The organism is Stenotrophomonas sp. FSL W7-1447 (assembly GCF_037966425.1).
Classification (GTDB): domain Bacteria; phylum Pseudomonadota; class Gammaproteobacteria; order Xanthomonadales; family Xanthomonadaceae; genus Stenotrophomonas; species Stenotrophomonas pavanii.
The window spans coordinates 4,311,962-4,330,374 of the sequence record NZ_CP150199.1 but is presented as its reverse complement, the minus strand read 5'-3'; the positions used below and the strand labels follow the sequence as shown (position 1 = coordinate 4,330,374).

At 67.1% G+C, this 18,413-nt stretch carries 18 protein-coding genes; 7 read left to right on the top strand and 11 right to left on the bottom strand.

The window, feature by feature from the left end; genetic code table 11:
- Positions 1 to 14: 14 nt before the first annotated feature.
- Together arr and NSQ78_RS20120 are read right to left on the bottom strand one after the other, a co-directional pair.
- Entirely contained in the window at positions 15 to 449 is a 435-nt protein-coding gene (gene arr / locus NSQ78_RS20125; RefSeq protein WP_064239413.1) for an NAD(+)--rifampin ADP-ribosyltransferase, read from the bottom strand.
- Positions 450 to 575: 126 nt separating this feature from the next.
- Positions 576 to 827, bottom strand: a complete 252-nt coding sequence (locus NSQ78_RS20120; protein ID WP_012512353.1) for an accessory factor UbiK family protein — start codon at positions 825 to 827, stop codon at positions 576 to 578.
- A 155-nt stretch (positions 828 to 982) separates the two neighbouring features.
- Between NSQ78_RS20120 and NSQ78_RS20115 the strand changes: the two genes are divergently transcribed.
- Positions 983 to 1,321, top strand: a complete 339-nt coding sequence (locus tag NSQ78_RS20115) for a P-II family nitrogen regulator (RefSeq protein ID WP_005411374.1) — start codon at positions 983 to 985, stop codon at positions 1,319 to 1,321.
- Between the two features lie 235 nt (positions 1,322 to 1,556).
- On the opposite strand, the gene NSQ78_RS20110 is transcribed toward NSQ78_RS20115, so the two are convergent.
- Positions 1,557 to 2,216 (bottom strand): RIO1 family regulatory kinase/ATPase, encoded by a 660-nt coding sequence (locus NSQ78_RS20110; RefSeq protein ID WP_064239412.1) that lies wholly within the window; start codon positions 2,214 to 2,216, stop codon positions 1,557 to 1,559.
- Positions 2,217 to 2,652: 436 nt separating this feature from the next.
- Between NSQ78_RS20110 and NSQ78_RS20105 the strand changes: the two genes are divergently transcribed.
- A complete protein-coding gene (locus NSQ78_RS20105) occupies positions 2,653 to 3,558 on the top strand; it encodes an aspartyl/asparaginyl beta-hydroxylase domain-containing protein (protein WP_032954620.1) in 906 nt (301 codons plus the stop codon).
- 86 nt (positions 3,559 to 3,644) lie between these two features.
- Here NSQ78_RS20105 and speE read toward each other — a convergent pair whose 3' ends face one another.
- Positions 3,645 to 4,499: a polyamine aminopropyltransferase gene (speE, locus tag NSQ78_RS20100; protein ID WP_049471480.1), complete on the bottom strand. Its 855-nt coding sequence runs from the start codon at positions 4,497 to 4,499 to the stop codon at positions 3,645 to 3,647.
- A 191-nt stretch (positions 4,500 to 4,690) separates the two neighbouring features.
- Here speE and speA point away from each other — a divergent pair, with 191 nt between their 5' ends.
- A complete protein-coding gene (speA, locus tag NSQ78_RS20095) occupies positions 4,691 to 6,580 on the top strand; it encodes an arginine decarboxylase (protein ID WP_058978929.1) in 1,890 nt (629 codons plus the stop codon).
- Positions 6,581 to 6,617: 37 nt separating this feature from the next.
- Positions 6,618 to 6,938, top strand: a complete 321-nt coding sequence (locus NSQ78_RS20090) for a DUF6122 family protein (RefSeq protein WP_005411369.1) — start codon at positions 6,618 to 6,620, stop codon at positions 6,936 to 6,938.
- A gap of 671 nt (positions 6,939 to 7,609) precedes the next feature.
- Here NSQ78_RS20090 and NSQ78_RS20085 read toward each other — a convergent pair.
- The 3 genes from NSQ78_RS20085 to NSQ78_RS20075 are packed head-to-tail and all read right to left on the bottom strand — an operon-like array spanning position 7,610 to position 9,875.
- Positions 7,610 to 8,929, bottom strand: coding sequence for a HAMP domain-containing sensor histidine kinase (locus NSQ78_RS20085; RefSeq protein WP_064239411.1), 1,320 nt, complete (start codon positions 8,927 to 8,929; stop codon positions 7,610 to 7,612).
- A complete protein-coding gene (locus tag NSQ78_RS20080; RefSeq protein ID WP_064239410.1) occupies positions 8,926 to 9,585 on the bottom strand; it encodes a response regulator transcription factor in 660 nt (219 codons plus the stop codon). The genes NSQ78_RS20085 and NSQ78_RS20080 overlap by 4 nt, the downstream gene beginning before the upstream one ends.
- Positions 9,585 to 9,875 carry a PepSY domain-containing protein gene (locus NSQ78_RS20075; protein ID WP_057494342.1) on the bottom strand — a complete coding sequence of 97 codons (291 nt, stop codon included), beginning with the start codon at positions 9,873 to 9,875 and terminating at the stop codon, positions 9,585 to 9,587. The genes NSQ78_RS20080 and NSQ78_RS20075 overlap by 1 nt, the downstream gene beginning before the upstream one ends.
- Before the next feature lie 151 nt (positions 9,876 to 10,026).
- Between NSQ78_RS20075 and NSQ78_RS20070 the strand changes: the two genes are divergently transcribed.
- Entirely contained in the window at positions 10,027 to 10,461 is a 435-nt protein-coding gene (locus tag NSQ78_RS20070; RefSeq protein ID WP_064239409.1) for a PepSY domain-containing protein, read from the top strand.
- 152 nt (positions 10,462 to 10,613) lie between these two features.
- Here the strand turns inward: NSQ78_RS20070 and NSQ78_RS20065 are convergent, their stop codons facing one another.
- The 3 genes from NSQ78_RS20065 to NSQ78_RS20055 form a co-directional block, all read right to left on the bottom strand.
- Positions 10,614 to 11,093 carry a hypothetical protein gene (locus tag NSQ78_RS20065; RefSeq protein ID WP_014038776.1) on the bottom strand — a complete coding sequence of 160 codons (480 nt, stop codon included), beginning with the start codon at positions 11,091 to 11,093 and terminating at the stop codon, positions 10,614 to 10,616.
- Between the two features lie 125 nt (positions 11,094 to 11,218).
- On the bottom strand, positions 11,219 to 12,427 hold the full coding sequence (locus NSQ78_RS20060; protein ID WP_064239408.1) for an FAD-dependent oxidoreductase: 1,209 nt from the start codon (positions 12,425 to 12,427) through the stop codon (positions 11,219 to 11,221).
- 11 nt (positions 12,428 to 12,438) lie between these two features.
- Positions 12,439 to 12,933, bottom strand: a complete 495-nt coding sequence (locus tag NSQ78_RS20055) for a lipocalin family protein (RefSeq protein ID WP_064239407.1) — start codon at positions 12,931 to 12,933, stop codon at positions 12,439 to 12,441.
- 182 nt (positions 12,934 to 13,115) lie between these two features.
- On the opposite strand from NSQ78_RS20055, the gene NSQ78_RS20050 reads away from it, so the two are divergent.
- Positions 13,116 to 13,364, top strand: coding sequence for a hypothetical protein (locus NSQ78_RS20050; RefSeq protein ID WP_006474562.1), 249 nt, complete (start codon positions 13,116 to 13,118; stop codon positions 13,362 to 13,364).
- Positions 13,365 to 13,475: 111 nt separating this feature from the next.
- Positions 13,476 to 15,902: a DUF3772 domain-containing protein gene (locus NSQ78_RS20045; protein WP_064239406.1), complete on the top strand. Its 2,427-nt coding sequence runs from the start codon at positions 13,476 to 13,478 to the stop codon at positions 15,900 to 15,902.
- Between the two features lie 195 nt (positions 15,903 to 16,097).
- On the opposite strand, the gene NSQ78_RS20040 is transcribed toward NSQ78_RS20045, so the two are convergent.
- A complete protein-coding gene (locus NSQ78_RS20040; protein ID WP_064239405.1) occupies positions 16,098 to 18,203 on the bottom strand; it encodes a phosphoglycerol transferase I in 2,106 nt (701 codons plus the stop codon).
- Positions 18,204 to 18,413: the final 210 nt, after the last annotated feature.

Genomic DNA, 18,413 nt, shown 5'->3' with positions numbered 1-18,413 from the left:
ACGCCAGTAGGTCATCAATTGATGATCTCCCCACTCCCCGAAGCAACAAACGCCTTCAACTGCCGAACGAACTCCGCGTCATACAGCTCCCACTCCACAATCTCCCCCACCACCCGCAACGGCTGCGTACTCCGATACGACCGCGTCGGGTTCCCGGGAAACTTCTTGTTGGTCACGTTCGGATCGTCTTCAAACGGCCCGGTCGGCTCGACCACATACACACGCGGCCGCCCCTCACCCTTGGCCATCTCCGCAGCCAGCCCGGCGCCCTTGGCAATCGTGGTGAAGTAGATGTGGTTCATCACCACACTGTCGCGATAGTTGGACCTGAAGCCCGCACTCAGCAACTCGCCCACCGCCAGATCAGCGCGGGTGCCGTGATAGAACGGCCCGGCGACCTGGCCGCAGGTGTCATGCGAAACGGGTGTCCATTCGGTGTCCTGCGCCATCGCTGCTGCCCCTCTCTATGCTGCCGGATCGACAGGCCGGCGAGTCTAGGGCGCCCGGTGGGCCTTGCTGCAAGGCCCCATCCGGGAAATACTCTGTAAACGGGAGGCGCGGTGCGCCTCCTTTTTTCATTCTGCGGTGCCGCGCCCTTCCAGCTCGCGCACGGCGGTTTCCAGCGCATCCAGCTTTTCGCGGGTTTTCAGCAGCACCGCGCGCTGCACTTCGAACTCCTCGCGGGTGACCAGGTCGAGCTTGGCCAGGCCGGCCTGCAGCGCGCTCTTGAAGGTGGCCTGCAGTTCCTCGCGCGATTCGCGCAGGCCCGGCGGCACCAGGTCGCTGAGGCGACGGGCGAGGTCATCGATTTGGTTCAGGTCGATCATGGGGTGCTCCGTGGGGGTGGGCCCGTGCATCCGGCGCGGGCAGGCCATTCGGGCACAAGGATACTGCTGGCACCCACTGCCCGGACAGGCCGCAGCGGCTTCGCACGGGCCGCGTTCAGGCGCTATCCTCCACGCCGGAAGACAGGAGATAGACGATGAAGATGGTCATGGCGGTGATCAAGCCGTTCAAGCTCGACGACGTGCGCGAAGCGCTGGCCGAGCGTGGGGTTACCGGGATCACGGTGACGGAAGTGAAGGGCTTTGGTCGCCAGAAGGGCCACACCGAGCTGTACCGTGGCGCGGAGTATGTGGTCGATTTCCTGCCGAAGGTGAAGCTGGAAGTGGCGGTGACCGATGACCAGGTGGAGGCGGTGGTCGAGGCCATCGTGAAGGCCGCCGGCACCGGCAAGATTGGCGACGGCAAGGTGTTCGTGTACGACCTGGGCAGCGTGGTGCGCATCCGTACCGGTGAGTTGGACGCTGACGCGTTGTAAGTGCGCCGCGGGCTGCCGGCACACGACAGGGGTGCCGGAATGCGACGAGGTAGAGTCGACTTGCGCGCGTAGCGCGGGGTTTTCCGGCTTCGGAAGGAAGAGCAGTCGACTAACAGTCGACTCTACCTGGTCGGGCGCACGCTGCCGCCGAGGCATCATCCCCGTCGGGGCGTCCAGCCCCAACGACGTTATCCCATCCCATCGCGCGATCAATCGCGCCCGAAAGACGCGGCGCTTACCGGCGCTTGGCCCACTTATAGAACCGCTTCCAGCCCTGCCGCACGGCGGCGACCCAGCCCGGGTCGGCCACCAGTGCGGCCTGCGCGGCACTCGGCGCTTGGCCGGTCACGCGCTGGCGGATCTTCAGCAGGTTCTTCATGTCGCTGCGGCGCATCTGCCGGCTCAGTGGATTGCGGCGCAGCCAGCGAGGCGCGCGCCAGGCCGAGGTGAAGTCCAGCAGCACCGGTACGCCACCGCTGACCACCACGTTGGTGCCGTGCAGGTCGTTGTGGGTGATGCCGGCGGCGTGCAGGCGGCTGAGCGCGTGCTGCAGCTGCTCGAACACTTCATTGCCGACGGCCTGCGCGGTGCTCAGGGTCTGGCCGGGGATGAACTCCATGCCCAGCGCCAGGCCACCGAGGGTGCCGAGCAGCGCGGGGGCATGCTTCCAGCCGCCGAGGCGCTGCAGCATGCGTGCTTCACGGCGCACCATCAGTCGCGCGATCAGCGAAACGGGAGTGCCGCGGTAGCGGGAATAGTCCTTGATGACCGCCTCGCGCCCGTCCAGGCAGGTGCGGTAGACGTCGGGGGCCAGGAAACGCTCGCCGCGCTTGAGCAGCAGCGGGGAGGTGGCGCCATCGGCGCAGGAGGAGGGGGGCAGGGCAGGAAGATACATGTCGGGGTCTCGGACGACCCGGTGGGTGGCGCAATGCGTCAAGCGAACCGGTGTTACAGGGAGTTACTAAGTTTTCGTTAATTTTAGTACTCGCCAGTTCGCTATTCCACGATTTGTCAGAGAAATGTCGGGGTCGTGGCTGGAACAGTTCGTCACGCAGAATCGGACAATTCCGTCTCACTTATAAGGTTTGCCCCGCTGGATCAATGAGTTGGGCGCACGTCCAGCCCATTCATCGGCGGCGCGCTGAACGCCACGCACGTCCGGCTTGACCCCGGCGCACGCCCTGCCGACCATAAGCTGTTAATCCGCGACATCGGCGGCCGCCCCCCTCCGGCACGTCCCCGTCCCCTGCCGCGTTCCCCACCGGTGCTGGCCGCCAGGCCGTGCATCGCCCCGTTTCCCGTTCCGGCCGCGGCTGGAGGAAAGTGCTTTGATCATCAAAATCGTCATTGCAGCGCTGTTCGTGGCCTGCGTGCTGTACATCCACTTCCGTGGCAAGGTCCGCGCGCGCTGGTCGCGCCAGCTGCTGGACCATTCCAGTTTCATGGCCCCGATCAACGTGGTCATGTACATGTTCTCGAAGGTGCCGACCACGCCGTTCCTGGACCCGGGCAAGGAGTTCCCGCAGCTGGAGCCGCTGCGCCAGAACTGGCAGATGATCCGCGACGAGGCGCTGGCGCTGCGCGACGCGCAGAAGATCGCTGCCTCCAGCACGTTCAACGATGCCGGCTTCAATTCGTTCTTCCGTCGTGGCTGGAAGCGCTTCTACCTGAAGTGGTACGGCCCGTCGCACCCGTCGGCCAAGACGCTGTGCCCGAAGACCACGGCGCTGATCGAGTCGATCCCGGACGTGCGTGCGGCGATGTTCGCGCAGCTGCCACCGGGCAGCGAGCTGCGCCCGCACCGCGACCCGTTCGCCGGCTCGCTGCGCCTGCATCTGGGCCTGAGCACGCCCAACGACGATGCTTGCTACATCGAAGTGGACGGCATCAAGAAGAGCTGGCGCGACGGCGAGTGGATGATGTTCGACGAGACCTACATCCACCATGCGCACAACGAGACGCAGCAGGACCGCGTGATCCTGTTCTGCGATATCGCCCGCCCGCTGCGCTTCGGCCTGCCGGGGCTGTTCAACCGCGCGGTGGCGGCCACGCTGCTGGCCGGTGGTGCATCGCCGAACCTGCCGGGTGACCCGACCGGCGGCGTCAACAAGGCCTTTGGCAGCGTCTACAAGGTGCGCCTGAAGGCCAAGGCGCTGCGCGAGCGCAGCGTGGTGGCCTACCAGCTGATCAAGTGGGGCCTGGTGGTGGCGGTGATCGCCGGGATCTGGGCGCTTTGATCGTTACATGAGGTTGCCGGCCAGCGGCCGGCACTACCGGAACATGAAAAAACCCGCGCTGTCGCCAGCGCGGGTTTTTGTTTGGATCAACCCTTCAATGCCGCCTGCACGAACGGCGGAGTCACCAGCACGCCGGTGTGCAGTGCGGCGGTGTAGTACAGGGTGTTGAAGGTCTTGGCGGCCGAGTCGGCCTGGCGGAAGTCGAAGCTGCTGTCGCCCTTGCGCGCCATGGTCACGCTCCACCAGCCAGTGGGGTAGCACGGCTGCGGGAACGGCAGGGTCTTGAACGAACCGAAGCCGGCCTTGCCCATTTCGGTGCGCATTTCGTTGATCAATTCCAGCTGCATCAGCGGCGACTCGGACTGCTGCACCAGGATGCCGTCGTCCTTCAGGGCCTTGAAGCAGCTCTCGTAGAAGGCCTTGTTGAACAGGCCTTCGCCCGGGCCGACCGGGTCGGTCGAATCGACGATCACCACGTCCACGCTGCCGGCCGGGCAATTGGCCATGTAGGCCACGCCGTCATCGAACAGCAGCTCGGCGCGGGCGTCATCGTTGGAGTCGCACAGTTCCGGGAAGTGCTTGCGCGCCATCACGGTGACCTGCTCGTCGATATCGCACTGGGTCACGCTCTCCACGCCGCTGTGCTTGAGCACTTCGCGCAGGGTGCCGCAGTCGCCGCCACCGATGATCACCACGCGCTTGGGCGCGGCGTGGGTGAACAGCACCGGGTGGCTGATCATCTCGTGGTAGAAGAAATTGTCCTTGCTGGTCAGCATGATGGCCCCGTCGATGGTCATCAGGTTGCCCCAGTCGGTGGTCTGGAAGATTTCGATCTTCTGGAACGGCGACTGCACCTCGTCCAGCTTGCCGGTGATGCGGTAGCCGATGGCCGAGCCGGTGCGCTCGAAGTGTTCGATGTACCAGTTGTTGCTGTCAGTCATGGGAAAACGGTCCTGTTCGGAGGGGTGGAGCCGGGCTGGCGGGCGGGGCCGCGTGGCACAGATGCCACATCCGGACGGATCGGCCCGTTCAGGTTGGAACCTGTCACGGGCGCGGGCGCGCATGATAACGAACCTGTGGGCATATAGGCGTTATCATGCCCCCCCTTTTATTGCCAACAAGGCCGACTGAAATGACCGATTGGTCCCTCGACCAAGCCCGCAAGACCTACTCGATCCCGCATTGGGCGGATGGTTACTTCGACGTGGATCAGGCCGGGCACATGGTGGTGAGACCGACCGGGGCGGACGGCCCGGTGGTATCGCTGCCCAAGGTGGTGGACGCTGCGCGCGCGGCCGGTGCCAAGCTGCCGCTGCTGGTGCGCTTCCCGGACATCCTCGGCCAGCGGCTGGGCAAGCTGCAGGCGGCCTTCGCCCAGGCCCAGCAGGACTGGGAGTACAGCGGCGGCTACACCGCCGTGTACCCGATCAAGGTCAACCAGACCCGCGGCGTGGCCGGCACCCTGGCCAGCCACCACGGCGAAGGCTTCGGCCTGGAAGCGGGCAGCAAGCCCGAGCTGATGGCCGTGCTGGCGCTGTCGCGCCCGGGTGGCCTGATCGTCTGCAACGGTTACAAGGACCGCGAGTACATCCGCCTGGCCCTGATCGGCCGCAAGCTGGGCCTGCAGACCTTCATCGTCATCGAGAAGCCGTCCGAGCTGAAGCTGGTGCTGGAAGAGTCCAAGGCGCTGGACGTGAAGCCGGGCCTGGGCGTGCGCATGCGCCTGGCCTCGCTGGGCGCCGGCAAGTGGCAGAACAGCGGTGGCGACAAGGCCAAGTTCGGCCTGTCGCCGCGCCAGCTGCTGGACCTGTGGAAGTCGCTGCGTGACACCGAGTACGCCGACTGCCTGAACCTGCTGCACTTCCACATGGGCTCGCAGATCTCCAACGTGCGCGACATCGCCAACGGCATGCGCGAAGCCACCCGCTACTTCGTGGAGCTGTCGCGCCTGGGCGCGAAGATCACCCACGTCGATGTGGGCGGCGGCCTGGGCGTGGATTACGAAGGCACCCGTTCGCGCAGCTTCTGCTCGATCAACTACGGCCTGCATTCCTACGCCAGCAACATCGTGCAGCCGCTGGCCAATGCCTGCGAAGAGTTCGGCCTGACCCCGCCGCGCATCGTCACCGAGTGCGGCCGCGCAATGACCGCGCACCACGCGGTGCTGATCGCCAATGTGTCGGAAGTGGAAGAAGCGCAGGAAGGCCGCGTGCCGGACCAGCACGACGACGAGCCGGCCGCGATCCGCCACCTGCGCGAGATCCACGACGAGCTGGACGTGCGCCCGGCGGTGGAACTGTTCCAGGAGGCGCAGCATTTCCATGCCGAAGGCCTGGCCAGCTACGCGCTGGGCCAGATCGACCTGCCGCAGCGTGCGCGCATCGACGACCTGTTCTACGCCATCGCCCACGGCGTGCGTGCGCGCCTGAGCTACGACGAGAAGAGCCATCGCCCGGTGCTGGACGAACTGAACGAGCGACTGGTCGACAAGTACTTCGTCAACTTCAGCGTGTTCGAATCGATTCCGGACGTGTGGGCGATCGACCAGGTGTTCCCGATCGTACCGATCGAGCGCTTGGACGAAGCTCCGGACCGTCGCGGCATCATCGCCGACATGACCTGCGACTCGGACGGCATGGTGGAAACCTATGTCGAGAACGAGAGCCTGGACAGCTCGCTGCCGCTGCACAAGATGAAGCCGGGCGAGAGCTACCGCATCGGCTTCTTCATGGTCGGCGCCTACCAGGAAATCCTGGGCGACATCCACAACCTGTTCGGCGATACCGACGCGGTGGAAGTGCTGGCCGATGCCGATGGCTACGCCATCACCCAGCAGCGCCGCGGCGATACCACCGACGTGATGCTGGACTACGTGGGTTACCGCCTGGACGAACTGCGTGCGACCTATGCGCAGCGCGTGGCCGAGGCGCAGCTGTCGCCGGAACGCGCGCAGGAGCTGTCGGACGCGCTGGAAGCCGGCCTGACCGGTTACACCTACCTGTCCGACGAACCGCTGGTGTGATGGACGGCACCGGACCCGCCCGGTGCCACCGTTGCCGATGAGCGCGCGCGCGATCTTCCACCTGTTCCTGCATGCCGCCGTGCCAGCCCTGCTGGCATGGCTGTTCTGGCGCAAGCGCTTTGCCTCAGCGTGGCTGCTGATGCTGCTGGGCTGGATCATCGATCTGGACCACCTGCTGGCCGATCCGATCTACGCGCCCAACCGTTGCAGCATCGGTTTCCATCCGCTGCACACTGCACCGGCGATTGCGGTCTATGCCGGGCTGTGCGTGCCGAAGAAAACGCGGTTGTTCGGCATCGGTTTGATCATCCACATCGTGTTGGACGCGATTGATTGCTGGTGGATGCATCACCGTTGATGCTCGGTGCACGGCGACCGGTCGGATTGCCGCTCAGTAGAGCCGGCCGCTGGCCGGCTTCCGCAGGGCGTTCCCGGTGATCCCGTGGTTGCCGGCCAGCGGCCGGCACTACCCATCGCTAGGTTGGCCAATGTCGACGCCTACCGGGTGCACGGCGACCGGTCGGTTGCCGCTTGGTAGAGCCGGCCGCTGGCCGGCTTCCGCTGGGCGTTCCCTGTGACCACGTGGTTGCCGGCCAGCGGCCGGCACTACCCATCGTGAGGTTGGCCGATGTCGAGGCCTACCGGGTGTACGGCGACCGGTCGGATTGACGCTTGGTAGAGCCGGCCGCTGGCCGGCTTCCGCAGGGTGTTCCCGGTGATCACGTGGCTGCCGGCCAGCGGCCGGCACTACCCATCGTGAGGTCGGCCAATGTCGACGCCTACCGGGTGCACGGCGACCGGCCGGATTGGCGCTCGGTAGAGCCGGCCGCTGGCCGGCTTCCGCAGGGCGTTCCCGGTGATCACGTGGTTGCCGGCCAGCGGCCGGCACTACCCATCGTGAGGTCGGCCAATGTCGACGCCTACCGGGTGCACGGCGACCGGCCGGATTGCCGCCTGGTAGAGCTTACCGCTGGCTGGTAAGCTTCGTTTAGCCAGCGGCCGGCACTACCCACCGTTGGGTTGGCTGCGTCACGCCACCGGCAACCACAACGTTGCACGCAATCCCGGCTGTGCATTCTCCAGCGCCAAGCGCCCGCCATAACTGGCTGCGATGTCCCCCACGATCGCCAGACCCAACCCGCTGCTGCCCTCGCGCTCATCCAGCCGCACGCCGCGCTGGGTGACCTGTTCCAGGGCGTCTGCGGCCAGGCCGGGGCCGTCGTCGCGCACTTCGATGCGTAGCTGCCCTTCGCTGGTTTCCGCTTCGACAGTGACCTGCTGTTGCGCCCAGCGCCCGGCGTTGTCCAACAGGTTGCCCAGCATCTCTTCCAGGTCCGCACTGGCACCGGCGAACTGCAACGCCGGATCGATGCCTTCCGCCGTGAACGCAATGCTGCGCTCGCCATGCACGCGTGCCATCAATTGGCACAGCGCCTGTGCGACGGCCGCCACGTCGGTGCGCTGGCGATGGTCGGCGGCCAGCCCGGCGGCCAGGTAACGGTCGATGCTGGCCTGCATGCGTGCGCTCTGCTCGCGCACGGTGGCGCGCCAGTGCGTACCGTCGCCGTCGGCCTCGGTGGCCAATACGCTCAGTGGTGTCTTCAGCGCATGCGCCAGATCCTGTGCACTGGTGCGCGCACGCGCGACCATGCGCTGCTGGTGGTCCAGCAGCGCGTTGAGTTCTTCACCCAGCGGTGCGACCTCCGCTCCCAGTCCCTGCGTATCGATGCGCTGCGCATCGCCGCGCCGTACCTGTTCCAGCTGCGCACCGAGGCGATGCAGCGGGCGCAGGCCGAAGCGCACCTGGCTGCCCAGCACCGCCAGCCACGCCGCGACCAGCAGGCCCAGGGCGATGGCGGTGCGCTTGCGGAACGCGGCGACATCGGCATCCAGCGCGCTGCGATCGGTGGCGACCACGGCTACGAACGGTTCGCTGGCGCGTGGCAGGCGCACCTGCTGCACGCGTGCGCGCAGGGATTGCTGCAACGGTCCGGGCAGGTTGCGCGTGGCCGGGCCGGCAGCCGGCGTCGGTAGGCTTTCATCCCACAGCGAGCGTGACTGCAGCAGCACGCGGCCATCGGCACCGGCGATCTGCCAGTAGGCACCGGAGAACACGCGCTGGAAGCGTGCGTCATTGGGTTCTTGGCGCAGGCGCAGCTGCCCGTCCGCATCCACTTCGGCCTGTGCCAGCAGGGTCAGCATGTCCTGCTGCAGTTCGTGGTCGAGGCGGTCGCGCGCGCTGCGCTTGAACAGCTCGCCCAGCAGCGCGCTGGCCAGCAGCGAGACCAGCAGCAGGCCGACGCCGCCGGCCAGCAGCAGGCGCCGTCGCAGCGACGGTTGCCGCTTCATGGCGCAGCCAGCCGCCAGCCCTGGCCGCGCACGGTCTGGATCAGGTCGGTGCCGAGCTTGCGGCGGACCCGTCCGAGCAGCACGTCCAGTGCGTTGGAGTCCGGGTCATGGCCGCCGTCGAACACCTGTTCGCCCAGGCGGTCGCGGCCGATCACCTGCCCACTGTGGTGGATGAAATAGCTGAGCAGGCGGAACTCCTGCGGGCTGAGGGGCAGCGCCTGCCCATCCAGTTCAAAGCGGCCGGCATTGACGTCCAGCTGCAGCGGGCCGCAGTGCAGGCGCGGGCTGGCGTGGCCATGGCTGCGGCGGATCAGGGCGCGCAGGCGCAGCACCAGTTCGTCGGCCTGGAATGGCTTGGTGAGGTAATCGTCGGCACCGGCGTCGAAGCCGGCCAGTTTGTCGTGCCAGCGCCCGCGCGCGGTCAGTACCAGCACCGGAAAGCTGCGGCCATTGCCGCGCCAGCGCTCGATCACGCTCAGCCCATCCAGCCCGGGCAGGCCGAGGTCGACGATGGCCGCCTGCAGGTCTTCGATCTGGCCGATCTCCTCGGCGTGGCGACCATCGGCAACCACCTCCACCACATAACCAGCCTGCTCCAGCAGCGGTACCAATCGTTGTGCCAGTGCGACATCGTCTTCGGCCAACAGGATGCGCATCAGTCGTCGAGCTCCGTCTTCAGCAGCTTTCCGCTGCGCGCATCATAGTCCAGCTCCACCACCACGCCGTCGCCGCGCAGGATCTCCACTTCGTAGACGCCGTCGTCCAGCTCCACTTCCAGCAGCTGGCCCGGGTAGCGCTTGAGCGCATCGCGCACCACGCTTTCCAGCGGCACGTAGCGGCCCTGCTGCACGGCGCGACGCGCGACCTGCTGCGCCGGATCCTGCACGGGCGCGGCGGCGGTCGGGGCGTTGGCCAGGGCCAGCAGCAGGGGCAGGGTGGCGAGCATGCGGGTACGTAAGGAAAGAGGGGTACAGGCGCGAGTGTGGCGCGGATGACTAACGGCCGGCTAACAGCCACGGCTAAGGCGCTGTTAGCCGTGGCATGCATCGTGGCGTTGCCGGGATGGTCCGGCCACGAACACGAACAGGAGAACCCCCATGCTGAAGTCGCTCACCCTCGCCACCGTTGCCCTGCTGGCCCTTGCACCGGCCGCACAGGCCGCACCGCTGGGCATGGCCCAGGTCGAACAGACCCTGCGCAAGGCCGGCTACACCCAGATCCACGAGATCGAACGCGATGACGGCCTGTGGGAGGCCGACGTGAGCCGTGCCGATGGCCGTTTCAGCGAGGTCTACGTGGACCCGAAGACCGGCGAGATCTTCGATGAGCACAGCGGCCGCACGCTGCTGACCACCGAGCAGGTACTGGCACGCGCACAGGCGCATGGCCTGCGCGAGATCCATTCGCTGGAGCGCGACGGGGCGACCTGGTCGCTGGAAGCCCGCAATGCCCGCAACCAGAAGGTGGAAGTGCGCCTGAGCGGCTACGACGGCCGCATCCTGCACAGCGAGCGCGATGGCTGGCTGGATTGATTCGCGCGCGGGAAGGTGCCGGCCGCTGGCCGGCACGGAATGCAGAGCGTGTCGACCCAGGTCAACACCCACCGGCACATGCAAGGTCGACACCTGCCAAGCGTACGCAGCGGTAGCAACCGACCTTGGTCGGCCCAGGCCTGGCGCGGGGCTTACCAGCCGTACGGCGGCGGGTAATCCCAGCCCGGCCCGCGGCCGTAGTAGCCGCCATACGGGCCGAAGAAGCCCGGGCCCTTGCCCTCACTCACGTGGATGTTGAGGTTGACCCCATGGGTCTTGCCCTCATCGGTGGTGTAGTTCTTGCTCAGGTTCAGCGTGGCCGCGTTGTAGTGGCTGTTGCCACCGTTCTTCGAATAGCCGATGCCGGTGGTGAAGCTGCCGGACACCTTGACCTTGTCGTCGGTCACGTCGGCGATCTTCGCATCGTCGTGCACGCGCGGCCCGCTCTTGTCACCGTAATAGGTGCCGGGCGGGTCCTGCTGCAGGGCCGGGTCGTTGAGGTAGCGCATCGGCGCCTGCGGCAGCGTCAGGTCCAGGCCAGCGGCCTGCGGCGCAGTGGCGCCAGCGGCGGACTGGGCCAGCACGGTTCCCGGCAGGGCCAGGCACAGCAGCAGGGTCAGGGGGCGGATCATGACGGCGCTCCAGCGGACAGGTGGCCACGCAACACGCGGCGGTACAGGCCGACGCTAGCAGGGGTTGCTTGAATGATGCCTGTCGGCGCCGGATTGGGGTAGAGCCGGCCGCGGCCGGCTGCAGGTCACAACCGCCCGAACCCGAACAGCCCTTCCAGCGCATGCCTGCGCCGCTCGATCCGGGCCCGCAGCAGCTGGGCGCCGATCATCGAATAAGTGATGCCGTTGCCGCCGTAGGCCATGGCGAAATGGACCCGCGGCCCCCACTGCGCGTGCGGGCCGAAGAAGGGCAGGCCGTCGGCGGTTTCGGCGAAGGTGCCGGCCCAGGAAAAGGCGGGCACCGGGTCCAGCCGCGGGAACCAGTGCAGGAGCTGATCCATCAGCTTGTCGGCCTTGCGCTGCACGCGCCGGTCGCGCCGCGCCGGGATATCGATGGCGTCGTCCAGGCCACCCACCAGCAGGCGGCGGTCACCGGTGACGCGCAGGTACAGGTACGGGCGTGCGCTCTCCCACACCATTGTGCGCTGCAGCCGGCCCAGTACGTCCGCATCGATCGGATCGGTGATGAAGGCATAGCTGCTGCGGTTGCGCGCGACCCGCTGTTCCAGCCAGCGCTGGTTGGCGTAGCCCATGGCCAGGACCACGTGGCGGGCACGGACCGTGGCGCCGGCCTCGGTCATCGCGGTTACGCCCTGAGCGCTGGGCTTGAGCGTATGCAGCACGGTACGGTCGTGCACGTGGCCACCGCGGCGACGCAGCCGCTGGAGCAGGCCGTAGGTGAGGCGGTAGGGGTCGACCCGGGCCGCCTGGCGGGTCAGCAGGGCGCCGCCCGCATCCACGTCGAAGCGTTCGCGCAGCGCTTCGCGGTCCAGCCAGCGAGCGTCCAGTCCGATATCACGGCGCGCAGCACCCTCGGCCATCAGGCGCGGCACGTCGCGCCGCCGGCTGGCCAGGTACAGGCTGTCCATCTGCCGGAAATCCACGTCCTTCAGCCCACGCGCCACTTCACCCAGTGCCGGGATTGCATCGGCACAGGCCAGGTAGGCCAGGGCGGCAGCATCGTTGCCATAGCGCTGGGCCAGTTCCAGCAGGTGGGTGTCGATCTCGTACTGCAGCAGCGCGGTGCTCGCGGCCGTGCTGCCCCAGCCGATGTCGCGCTGCTCGATCACGGCCACCTCGTGGCCGTGGTGGGACAGCGCGTCGGCGATCAGCGCACCGGTGATGCCGCCACCGACCACCAGCACGTCGCAGCGCAGATCCTGCTCCAGCGGGGGAAAGGCCTGCAGCAGCCCGTTGCGCACCGCCCACCAGGGGTAGCCACTTTTCAGGTCCATGCGACAGGTGCTCAGGCGGTGGGGTGGCCGGTGTGCGGGGGCTGGATCAGTTCGGACAGATCGAAGCCCTGCAGGCGCGCTGCGGCCAGATAATGGTCCTGCACGGTCGCATCTAGGCGCGGCTCGCGCGCCAGCAGCCACAGGTATTTGCGGTCCGGGCTGCCGACCAGCGACACGCTGTAGTCCGGGGCGACCTGGATCACCCAGTAGTCGCCCTTGGCGAACGGCAGCCAGCGCAGGCCCTTGGGCAGGAAGCTGACCTCCAGCCGCGCGCTGTCGTTGTCGACGGCACAGGCCTCGCCGGTAGCTTCTTCGATCTCGCCATCCATGCGGCAGCGGTTGGTGACGCCGACATTGCCGTTGTCGAGCAGGGTGTAGTGCGCCGATACGTCGGTGCAGCCTTCCGGCTCGTGGCGCATCGGCAGGCGTGCGATCTCGTACCAGGTGCCCAGGTAGCGCGGCAGCTTGAGGTCGGCGACGGTCTTCAGCGGCGGGTGGTCGGTCATCGGCAGTCGGGGCGGGGGTGGGCCTCCACGATGCCGATGGCCCTGCCATGGGCGGGTGAAGCCGGGGCGATGGCCACGTCCAGAACGTTGCGTCGCCCCGGCGGCGTGCACGTTGTCACCGGCGCGGCGGTATCCTGCCGCCAGCGCCGTGTTTCCCTGATCCAACCGAGGTGGAGGTGCCGATGTACCAGGTGATCCTGTTGAAGAGTGAATCCGCGTTCGCGCGCGAACAGTGGCCGCAGGTCGATGACCTGGTCGACTACGAGGGCGTCAGCTACAGCCTGCGTGCCGGCCCGCGCCAGCCATTGCCGACCGATCATGACTGGCATCCGGTGGCGGTGTATGCGCCCGATGAGATCACCGAGGAGGAGTTCCAGGACTGGTATGCGCTGCAACAGCCGACGGTGGAAGAGCTGCGCCTGAAGTACTGAGGACTGCCGATGGGGCGGTCGAGCGGCCCGAGGCCGCTGCTGCCGCGCATCCGTCCTTTACCGCCTCTGCCGTATAGTCGCGCGCAGGCGCGGTGGTCCGCGCGAACCGGTGTGTCTGGCGTGTCTTTCTTCCTGCGATCGATCCGTGCACGGGGGCCCTGGTGGGTCCTGCTGCTGTGCACTGCCTTCCTGCTGTCCGCACCCGTACTGGCGCAGGATGAGGACCCTACGCCGAAGCAGCAGCTGGCGGACATCGATGCGAGCCTGAAGGACGTCGAGCGCAAGCGTGGCGATGCGGAAGCCACCGAGACACTGGCGATGCTGTCCGAGAATGCCTCGCAGGCACGGCGCGACGCCGAGGCGCTGGAAAAGGCACTGCAGCCACAGCTGGACCGCCTCAACGAGCAGTTGGTGCAGCTGGGCACGCCGGCCGAGGGGGCCACTGAGCCGCCGGAGCTGGCGGCGCAGCGGCGCACCCTCACCAAGCAGCGCGACGGCCTGGCCGCTTCGGTGGTGCAGGCCAAGGCCACTGCCGTGCGCGCGCAGCAGTTGGCCACCGATATCGAGCAGCAGCGCACCGCGCAACGTACTGAAGAGCTGGGCCAGAAGGTCGCCTCGCCGCTGTCGCCGGCGTTGTGGAGCAAGGTGGCCGAGCGCCTGCCGATCGATATCGCCCGCGTTGCGCCGTTGGCCCAGCAGGGACGCGATGCGCTGGCCGCCGGCATCCGCAGCCATGGATGGGGCACGCCGCTGCTGGGCCTGCTGGCTGCGCTGGTGATGATGTTCCCGCTGCGGCTGTGGCTGCGCGCGCTGGGGCGGCGGTTTGCCGCGTCCGAGCGCGCCCCTGACGGCCGCCTGCGCCGCTCCGGCCTGGCCATGTGGCTGTTGCTGGTGGGCACGCTGCTGCCGGGTTATGCCGTGGTGGTGCTGATGGCGGCACTGGATGCCATCGATGCGATCGCGCCACGGTTGCAGGTGGTGGCGGACGGCCTGGAGACCGCCACCTTCCGCGCGGCCTTCATTGCCGCGCTCAGTGCCTGCATGCTGGTGCCCAAGCGCCCGTCATGGCGGCTGTTGAACCTGGATGACACTGCCGCGCTGAAGCTGCGCAAGTACGCCTGGGGCGCGGCGGCGCTGGCCTGGCTGAGTACGGTGCTGGTCGCGCTCGATCAGGCCACGCGCACCAGCGACGTCACCACCGTGGCACTGGACGGCCTGATCGCCCTGACCTACCTCGGCCTGATCATGGCCATGCTGGTGACCCTGGCGCGCCTGCACCGCCGGCAGACCGCCGAGGCCGAAGCCAAGCTGGAGGCGCAGGCCGACGGCCTCGGGGCAAGTACGCCGGTGCGGCGCAGCAGCTGGCTGGTGCTGGCGCGGGTGGCGGGCAACATCGCGGTGGTGGCGGCCATCGTCGCGACCCTGCTGGGCTACCTGAATCTTGCCAAGTTCGTGAACCAGCAGCTGATCGGCGGCAGCATCGTGGTGCTGGCCGCGACCCTGCTGTTCAAGTTCGTCGATGACCTGAGCACCTGGATGCTCAACGCCGACAGCAAGGTCGGCCAGACCATCCTGCTCAGCACCGGCCTGAGCGTGTCGCGGCTGGAACAGGCCGGCGTGCTGCTGTCGGCCGCGCTGCGCACGATCGTGGTGCTGCTGGCACTGCTGGCGCTGGTGGCGCCGTTCGGCAACATCGGTGCGGTGGTCGAGCGCTTCTTTTCGCTGTTCACCTCGGGATTCGATGTCGGTGGCACGAAACTGGAGCCGGTGCGGATCGTGCTGGCGGTGCTGGTGCTGCTGGCCGGCCTGGCCATCACCCAGCTGGTCCAGCGCTGGCTGACCGACACCTACCTGCCCAAGACCGAGCTGGACCTGGGCGCACGCAATTCGGTGAGTACCGTTGCCCGTTACGTGGGCATCATCATCGCGGTGATCTGGGCGCTGTCGGCCATGGGCCTGCAGCTGAGCAAGCTCGCGTTGCTGGTCAGCGCGCTGTCGGTGGGTATTGGTTTCGGCCTGCAGGTGATCACCCAGAACTTCGTCTCCGGCCTGATCCTGCTGGCCGAGCGGCCGGTGAAGATCGGTGATTGGGTGAAGCTGGGCGACCAGGAGGGCGACATCCGCCGCATCAGCCTACGTTCGACCGAGATCCAGGTGGGCGACAAGTCGACGTTGATCGTGCCCAACTCCGAGCTGGTCACCAAGACCGTGCGCAACATGACGATGGGCAACAACCAGGGGCGCATCCAGATCCAGTTCGCGGTGCCGCCCAGTACCGATGTCGGCTCCCTGCGCGAGGCGCTGCTGGAGGCCTACGGCGCACATACCAATGTGCTGAAGCAGCCCGCGCCGACGGTGTACATCGACAGCATCGGCGGGGGCCAGATCACCATCAACAGCTTCGCCTACGTGGCCAGCCCGCGACAGGTCTATGCCACCCGCAGCGATCTGTACTTCAGCCTGCTGCAGATCCTGGCCGAGCGGAACATCCCGTTGTCGACGCCGACCGATATCCACATCACCCGCGATCCGCAGTAGTGCCGGCCGCTGGTAAGCTACAAGCTCAGCAGCAACAGTGTGCTGGGGTCAGATCCGTTTGCCTCCGGAAAACGGATCTGACCCCACGAGCATCCGGCAGATCGCGGAACGCTGTCGAGGGCGGGGTGGGTCCGGAGCGTGTAGGCCAGCGGTAAGCACTACCGCGGGTGCAGGGCGCAGCCCTGCCAGGAACCCTTACCCCCGTGGTCGGCTGCGCGACGGCACCAGGGCGAACGTATCCACCGCCAGCTTCTCGGCATGGTTCAGCCACGCGCGGATTTCCAGATCATCCACTTCGTGGTCCAGCCCGAAGGAGACGTTGATCTTGCCGTTGGCATCAGGCTGCACCCACTGCTGGGCCAGCACCACCTTGCGCTGCGAGGACACCGCTTCGATCCAGAAGCCACGATCCGGGCGCGTGCTCGCCACCAGCTGCAGCATGTACTGGCCGGCGCGGGTGCGGCGCCCCTTCTGGGTGATCATGTGCGCCTGGCGCACGCTCGGGCGCGGGCCCTGGAATGCATCCAGCGGTGCATCCACCGCGATGCCACCGCGCAGGTCGTCGTCGCGGTAGAGCTTGATGCCGTTGTCGCGGTTGACGAGCAGCGCACACCAGTCGCCGTCGGCCGAGCCGTCCTCGAACGCGGTGCAGCGATCAACATAGGCCAGCGTGTTGTCCGGATCCGCGTCATCGAACTGGCGCGAGGTATTTTCCAGATATACCGACTTCAGCCCCCAGTCCTTGTCGTACTCCAGCAGCACCGGTGGCTGCACGTGCTGCAGGCCAACCACGACCTGGTCATCGCCATCGATCTTCAGTTCGCGGGTCGGTTCGCCCAGCCACAGCGAACGGGCGAACGCCAGGTACTGCGGGTAGTCGCGGCCGCCGTCGCGGCGCGCGGCCACGCTGGCACTCGGCGCGCGCGTTTCATCCAGCAGCGAGCGGCCAAAGCCCATGGTCCGCAGTTTCGGGTCCAGCAGGCTGAGCAGGGTGGCGCCGGAATCCAGCGTCGAACCGTCGTCCACCGCCAGCTGGTGCGGCGCCACGCCCTCGCCGAGGAACAGCAGCAGGTTCTCGCGCTTCTGCTTGGCCAGCACGTGGCTGAGGTCGTTGGGCATCGCCAGGTGGTCGGAGGCGATCACGATCAGCGTGTCCTTGCCATACGGACTGGCCTGGATGCGCTCGACCAGCTGCGAGATCAGCCGGTCGGTGCACTTGAGTGCATTGAGCAGGCCGATGTTGCCGTAGCCGCTCTGGTAGCGCTCGCCCTTGCACGACACCGGCAGGTGCCCCGCCGGATGGTGGGTGTCCATGGTCAGCGTGGTGAGCATGAACGGCGAACCGGCACGCGAGAGCTGCTCGAAGCGCTGGTAGGCGGTATCGAGCAGCACGTCGTCGTGCACGCCCCAAGCCGAATAGTGGATGCGGCCGATCTTCTTCTGCTGCTTGAACCACGCCAGGTCATGCACTTCGTCGAAGCCATGGCTGGCCAGGAACTGGCCCTTGCCGGCGAACTGGCCGTTGGCGCCGCCCAGATAATGGTTGGTGTAGCCCTGTTGCTTCAGGTAGTCGCCCAGGCACACCGCCTTGGGCAGGAAACTGCCCATGCGGTCCATGCTGTTTTCATCGCCCTGCGAAGTGGTCAGCGGCACGCCGCACATCGATGAGACCAGGCCGGCGATGGTCCAGCCACTGCCTTCGGCCGAGGCCAGGCCCCGCACATCCAGCGACTGGCTGGCGAGGCGGTTGAGGTTGGGCATCAGCCCGGGAAACACGGCTTCGTCCAGGTAGGTGCGTTCCAGGCTTTCACCGTAGATCCAGACGATGTTGCGCGGGTGCTGCAGCGGCTGCGTCGGCACCTGGTACTCGGGGGCGATGCGGGCGAAATCGACCGGGCGCAGCTGCTGGTAGAGGCGCTGGCCATCGCGGGCCAGTGGGCTGATCAGGATCGTTGCGATCCAGACAACGGCGAAGCCGGCAAACCAGCCGCCACCGTGGCCCGGCCGGCGCCAGCGCTTCACCCGCGTGGCAAACAGCGGCAGCAGCGAGACCAGCGCAAGCACCACGAAGCCGGCGATGTAGCCCTTGAAGTCTGCGATACCGGCGCCTTCCATGTCGGCGCCGAGGTGGTACAGGGTGGCGGCGTTGAGCCCGTCACCGGACAGCTTGTCGATCAGCCACCACGCGCTGAGCAGGAGCAGCAGCAGCGAAAACGCACCGGCCTTCCACCACACCCACCGGTCGGAGGCGAGGAACAACCAGCACAGCAGCAACAACGACAGCAGCAGTATCCAGAGCATAGGCAGCTTCGGCAGTGACGGGGTGGTGGTGATGGACGTCGTACCGACGCGTGTCCATCCGACCGGCGCTGCCGCAAGCACATGCAGATGACAGGCCGATGACCCGATAGTGCATGCACGAACCTGACTGAAATGTTTGTTGAAATGACGCGCGCGCAATGGCGCTCACAAGGTAAAACGAGCGTGAAATGCTGCGTTGGATTGCATTAA